Genomic DNA, 6,710 nt, shown 5'->3' on the forward strand with positions numbered 1-6,710 from the left:
CGACGGCCGGTGGCACCAGTACCTCGCCCCGGCCGACGACACCGACCTCCTCGACGTCGTCGAGGGCGCCGGCCTGAGCGCCGACGAGGCGGAACAGGCACTGCAGGCCGCCGCCGCGAACGCCCAGGCATCCTTCGACCTCGCGGAGGGACCGCTCCTGCGAGCCGTCCTGCTCGAAGCGGACGAAGGCCCCGACCAGCTGGTCATCGCCGTCCACCACCTCGCGGTGGACACCGTCTCCTGGGACGTCCTGCTCCAGCACCTCGCTCTCCTCTACGGCCAGCTGTCGGCAGGCCAGCAGCCGCGCCTGCCTGCCAAGACGACCTCCTTCCAGGCCTGGGCCGGTGCGCTCACCGCCCGGGCCCGCGCCGAGGAGTTCACCCCCGTCGCGGAGCACTGGCGCGCACTCGGCACCCTGCAAGCGGGCGAACTGCCCCGCGGAGACGGCGAGGAGGAGGGCAACACGGCCGCCGACGCCGCAACCGTCTCCGGCACCCTCGACACGGCCGCCACCGAGGCCCTTATCCGCCGGTCGGCCCAGGCCCACCGCACCGACGTCACCTCCGTCCTGATGACCGTCCTCGCCCGCACCCTGGCCGACTGGACCGGCCGACGGGAGTTCCGGATCGACACCGAGGGCCACGGCCGCGACGCACTGGACGCCGGCCTCGACCTGTCGGCCACCGTCGGCTGGTTCACCGCCCTGCACCCGCTCCACGTACGACTGCCCGAGGCCGACGACCCCGTCACCCAGCTGCGGGACGTCCACCGCCAGCTCTCCGGGCGGCCCGTCGGTGCCGGCCACGGCATGACCAGGTACCTGCGCGAGGACCGCGCACCGTGGACCGGCTCGGACCTGTGCTTCAACTACCACGGGCAACTCGGCCCCGGCTCCGAGGACGGCCTGTTCCGGCGCGTCTCCGGCGGACGCGGCCCCGAATTCGCCCCCGGCCTCGCGCGCCCCTACCGGTTCGACGTCACGGCCTACGTCACCGACGGCCGGCTGCAGCTGCACTGGACCTACCCCGGCCGCGCCTGGCAGGCCTCCGCCGTCCAGGACCTGGTCGACCGGTTCCTCGGACACGCCCGCACCCTGGCGCTCGGCTGCGGCCCCGCCGCCGACCCGAAGGAGACGGCAGCGCCGTGACCCCGCCCCGCACCCCCCACGACGATCAGGACACAACCGCCATGAACCCCGTCCGGCTCTCCAAGAGCCAGCAGCAGCTGTGGTTCGCCGAGCAGCTCGGCGCCCACCCGGCCGGATACCTCGTCCCGCTGCCGCTGCGCCTGTCCGGACCGCTCGACGCCGGCGCGCTCCACTCGGCGCTGACGGCCCTCGTCGCCCGGCACGAACTGCTGCGCACCTCCTTCCGCCTCGTCGACGGCGAGCCGTCCGGCGTCCTGCGGCCCGCCGACCACTTCGCCCTGACCGTCGAGGACGCCACCGACGCACCCGGGGCCGTGAGCATCGAGGACCTCGTGCTCGCCGAGGCGACCGCGCCCATGGACGTCGCCGACGGCCTGCCGATCCGCGCCCGCCTCATCCGCCTCGCCGACGAACTCCACCTGCTCCTCGTCACCGTGCACCACCTCGCCTTCGACGACTGGTCACGCAACGTCCTCTACACCGAACTGGCGGAGCTCTACAACGCCGCCGTCACCGGCCGCCCCGCGGACCTCGCCCCCCTGGGGATCTCGTACGCGCAGTACACGGCGGCCCAGCAGGACGCCCTCCAGGACGACCTCGGTGCCCGCGAACACCTCGATTACTGGCGCACACAGCTCGACGGCCTCGACCCGTTCGAACTGCTCCCGGAACTGCCGCGGCCCGCACACCGCTCCGGCGCCGGCGACGTCACCGGCTTCGTGCTCCCGCGCCCGCAGGCCGAACGGCTCACCGCACTCGGCCGCTCGGTGGGCGCCACCCCCGCCATGGTGCTGTTCGCGGCCTGCCAGGTCGCCCTGCGGCAGTACACCGGCCGCGACGACGTCACCGTCGGCACCGCCGCCGCCGCGCGGGACACCGACCACACGGCCTCGATGATCGGCCCGCTGCTCACCATGCTGGTCCTGCGCGGCGACACCTCCGGCGATCCGACCTTCACCGAGGCGGTCGAGCGGATGCGGGACCTCGTACTCGACGCCTTCGAACACGCCGAGGTCCCGTTCCCCAGGCTCGTCGAGGAGTTCGCCCCCGAACGCGACCCCTCCCGCACCCCGCTGTTCCAGGTCATCGTCGGCTACGGCAGCGGACGACGCCGGGTACCCGACCTGACCGGGCTGACCGTCACCGAACTGCCCGTGCCCGGCGTGGGATCCAAGTACGACCTCGGCCTGTGGTTCGACCACCTCGCGGACGGCGCGATCGCCGTCGACGTCGCCTGGGACGTCAGCCTCTACCGGCCCGGGACGATGCACGGATTCGCCGCGCACCTGCGCGGCATCCTCGCCCAGGCCGCCGACGACGGCGACCGCCGCATCGGCGACCTGGAACCGGCCCCCGAGGCCCGCCGGACCCTCGCACGGTTCTCGGCCGGACCCGACCGGCCCGCCTCCCGGGCAGCCCTGCACGAACGCTTCACGGCCCAGGCCCACCGGACACCGGACGCCGTCGCCCTGGTCCTCGCCGACGGCACGGCAACCACCTACGCCCAACTCGACCGGCAGGCCGACCGGATCGCCCACCGCCTGCGCGCAGCCGGCGTCGGCCCCGAGACACTGGTGGGCGTCCACGCCGAACGCTCCACGGAGCTGGTCGCCGCCCTGTACGGCGTCCTCAAAGCCGGAGGCGCCTACGTCCCCCTCGACCCAGAGCACCCGCGGGAACGCCTCGCCGACCTCCTCACGGACACCGGAACCCGGGTGATCCTGACCCAGCGGCACCTCACCGCCGCACTCCCGCCCACCGACGCCCTGATCCTCGACCTCGACGACCCCGGACAGTGGACCGACGCCCCGGCCGCCGCTCCGGCCGCCGCGCCCTGCGACCTCGACAACACCGCCTACACCATCTCCACCTCCGGCTCCACCGGCCGCCCCAAGAGCGTCGTCCTCACCCACCGCAACGCGGCCGAACGGCTGGACTGGCTGCAGGAGAGATACCCGCTGCGGCCCGACGACGCCTTCCTGCAACGGTCCTCGCTGAGCTTCGACGCCTCGGTCCTGGAGTTCTTCTGGCCGCTGACCGTCGGCGCGCGCCTGGTCCTGCCCGCCCGCGACGACCACAAGGACACCGGCCGCCTGCGCGACCTGATCCGCACCCACGGCGTCACCGCGGCCCAGTTCGTCCCGTCCATGCTGGCCCTGCTGCTCACCGAACGCGGCATCGAGGAGTGCACGACCCTGCGGCTCGTCGTGGCCTGCGGCGAAGAGGTCCCCGTCGCCCTGGCCCGCGACCTGCTGCGCGTCCTCCCGCACTGCGAGCTGTACAACGGCTACGGCCCGACCGAGGCCACCGTCTGCGTCAACTGGTGGCACTGCACCCCCGCCGCCCTCGCCGGCCTCAGCACGGTGCCGCTCGGAACCCCGTTCGGCAACACCGCCACCCACATCCTGGACGCCGACCTGCGGCCGGTCCCCCCGGGCGCCGTCGGCGAACTGTTCCTCGGCGGCACCGGCGTCGCCCGCGGCTACCTGAACCGCCCCGGTTTGACCGCCGAGCGCTTCCTCCCCGACCCCTTCTCCACCCGCCCCGGCGCCCGCCTGTACCGCAGCGGCGACCTGGTCCGGCTGCGCCCCGACGGCGCGAGCCTGGACTTCCTCGGACGCGCCGACCAGCAGGTCAAGGTCCGCGGCTTCCGCGTCGAACTCGGCGAGATCGACGCGGCCCTGAACACCCACCCCGCCGTCCGGGAGAGCGCCACGACGGTCATGACGGTCCCGCCCGGCGACCCGCGGCTCGTCTCGTACGTGGTGGCCGCAGACGGCACCCCGCCGGAGCCGGACACCCTGCGGACCTTCGTGGAGCGGCGCCTGCCCGCCCACGCCGTGCCGAGCGCGGTGGTCGTCGTACCGGAGCTCCCCAGGACGGCCAGCGGCAAGCTGAACCGGGCGGCGCTGCCCGCACCCGACCTGCCGGGCGCCGCCGCGGCCGGCGGCGAACCGCGCGACGAGCTGGAGGCCTGGCTGTGCGAGGTCTGGCGGGAGGTGCTCGGGACCGCGCAGGTCGGGATCCACGACAGCTTCTTCGCCCTCGGCGGCCACTCGCTGCTCGCGATGCGCACCGTGAACCGGCTCCGGGACGACCTCGGGCTGGACTTCCCGATGAGCGTGCTCTTCGAGAGCCCGACGGTGGCCGCCCTGGCACCCCGGCTGACGGAGCTGCTGATCCTCGACGAAGCTGCGGCACTCGGGTGAGCGGCCCACCACGGGCGGGCCGGCCACCCCGGCCGCGCCGAACCGGGCTGTCCGGCCACCGGGACTTCCGCTCGCTCTGGATCGCCGACACGATCAGCCAGTTCGGGGTGCAGGTCTCGATCCTGGCGATGCCGCTGGTGGCCGTGGTGCACCTGGACGCCGGACCACAGGCGGTCGGCGTGCTGGTCGCACTGGAGTTTCTCGGCTCCCTGCTGGTCGGACTGCCGGCCGGCGTGTGGGCCGACCGCAGGCGCCGGCGCCCCGTCCTGGTCGGCGCCGATCTGGTGCGGGCCGTGGTGCTGGCGTCGGTGCCGCTCGCGGCCTGGTGCGACGTACTGACGATCTGGCAGCTCTACGCCGTCGCACTGGTCCAGGGCGTCGCCACGGTCTTCTTCGACGTGGCGTACCAGAGCTACCTGCCCACCCTGGTCGACCCCGCAGACCTGGTCGAGGGCAACACCCGGCTGCAGGCCAGCGCCTCCGTCGCGCAGATGGCCGGGCCGTCGCTGGCCGGCGCACTGGTCCAGGCGCTCACCGCGCCGGTGGCGATCGCGGCGAACGCGGCGAGCTTCGTCCTGTCGGGCCTGTACCTGGCCGGCATCCGGCGGGCCGAGCCCGCGCCGCCCGTAGCCGCCGGCCCGCAGCGACCGGGCCTGCTGCGGGAGGTCGGGGAGGGGCTGCGGCTGGTGCTGCGTGACCCGGTCCTGCGCGCGCTCGCCGCGGCCACCGCCGCGGTCAACTTCTTCACGGCCGTGTTCGCGGCGGTGATCACCACCTTCCTCGCCGACGACCTGGGCCTGTCCGCCGGACTCATCGGCCTCCTGATGACGGCGGGCAGCGCCGGCGGCCTCGCCGGCGCGCTCGCCGCCCCCGCCCTCATCCGGCGGGCCGGCCACGCCCGCGGGGTGTGGCTGCCGACCGTCGTCGGCCTGCCGCTCGGGCTGCTCATCCCGACGGCCGGCGGCGGGAGCGGGCTGGCCGCGTTCGTGGTCGGGTGGTGCGGCTGCTCGTTCGCGATCGTGGCCTACAACGTCGCCCAGGTCAGCCTGCGCCAGGCGCTCTGCCCGGACGGCGCGCTGGGCCGGATGACCGCGACCATGCGCTTTTTGACCTGGGGCGTCATGCCCTTGGGCGCGCTGCTCGGCGGAGCGCTCGGCGCCGCGGCCGGGACCCGCCCGACGCTGTGGGCGGCCCAGCTCGGCGAGCTCCTGGTCCCGCTGATCCTGATCGCCTCCCCACTGCGGCTCACCGAACCGGGGGAGGGCCCGCAGCCGGTCCCGGCCCTCTCCCGGGACGCCGGGACATCCGCCGCCGAGCGCGTTGCTGAGCGGAACCTTATGGGCTCATGAGCTCTCTCTGTTCGTCGGCCACCCAGGTCCGATGCGCCCATACGATCAGGAGAGCCGCAGCTCAGGGCGCTGAGCCGGCCGACCGGGGCACGTTGCAGCCGGTGAGGGGGACGAGCGCAGAGGAAAGCAACCACCGTGACAGCCGACGCGGCAATCAGCACCGCCCCACCTCGTCCCACCCCGCACCTCACCGGGTCCGGCCGCTGCGCACGGCACACGTACCGTGCGGCTGCCGTCCTGCTGGGTGTCCTGGCGCTCGTCGTGCTCCTGGCGGTACCTGCGGTCGCGGCCCCCACGGTCCCCGCGGCGCCCGCGGCGCCCATCCCCGGTTCGCCCTGGGACGCGTTCGACCAGCACCTGCCCTATGACACCGGCGTCCACAAGATCGCCCGGCTGGCCGCCCTCGCCTCCTACGCCCTGATGACGGCGGCGATCCTGCTGGGTGTCGTGCTGCGGATGCGCTACTTCCAACGCCTGATCAGCCGGACCGCCGCCCACAGCGCACACATGACCATCGCCCTGTCCGCGCTCATCTTCGGGCTGGTCCACGGGGTCTCGTTCCTCTACCAACCGGTCTGGCGGATCGGGACGCTCGAACTGCTCGTACCCTTCACCGGCGACGTGCAGCGCATCCCGGTCGGCTTCGGCATCCTGGGCCTCGAACTGGCCGCGGCGGTGGGCGCCTCGGTGTGGATCCAGCGCCGAATCCCGTACCGGCGCTGGCTCAGGGTGCACCAGCTCGCCTATCTCTCCTTCGCACTGATCTGGCTGCACATCTTCACCGTCCACCCCGAGCCACGCCACCTCAACCTGATCGCCGTCGGCGTGGCCGCGGGGGCACTGATCTGCCTCGCGGTCTTCCTGATCCGGGTGATCCCCTCACGCTCCAGGCTCCGCAACCCCTTCGACCCGCGTGAGACGGCCCTGTGAACCACGAACTCACCCGTCTCGGACAGCTGGCCACCGCCCGCCCGCACCCCCAGCCCCAGCCCCAGCCGCAGCCCC

Annotated in this window: 4 protein-coding genes; all 4 read left to right on the plus strand. The window is 73.9% G+C overall.

Annotation, left to right across the window (positions count from 1 at the left end; translation table 11 throughout):
* The coding region (locus tag AA75_RS15635; protein ID WP_033820631.1) for a condensation domain-containing protein at nt 1-1,147 on the plus strand (1,147 nt) is incomplete at its 5' end.
* Nucleotides 1,144-4,356 carry a non-ribosomal peptide synthetase gene (locus tag AA75_RS15640; protein ID WP_051812494.1) on the plus strand — a complete coding sequence of 1,071 codons (3,213 nt, stop codon included), beginning with the start codon at nt 1,144-1,146 and terminating at the stop codon, nt 4,354-4,356. The genes AA75_RS15635 and AA75_RS15640, both read left to right, overlap by 4 nt.
* Nucleotides 4,353-5,705 (plus strand): MFS transporter, encoded by a 1,353-nt coding sequence (locus AA75_RS15645; RefSeq protein WP_199520332.1) that lies wholly within the window; start codon nt 4,353-4,355, stop codon nt 5,703-5,705. Before AA75_RS15640 ends, AA75_RS15645 begins: the two co-directional genes overlap by 4 nt.
* A gap of 135 nt (nt 5,706-5,840) precedes the next feature.
* Nucleotides 5,841-6,635 (plus strand): ferric reductase-like transmembrane domain-containing protein, encoded by a 795-nt coding sequence (locus tag AA75_RS15650; RefSeq protein ID WP_033820632.1) that lies wholly within the window; start codon nt 5,841-5,843, stop codon nt 6,633-6,635.
* The last annotated feature ends 75 nt before the right edge of the window (nt 6,636-6,710 follow it).

The organism is Kitasatospora sp. MBT63 (genome assembly GCF_000710465.2).
Taxonomy (GTDB): domain Bacteria; phylum Actinomycetota; class Actinomycetes; order Streptomycetales; family Streptomycetaceae; genus Kitasatospora.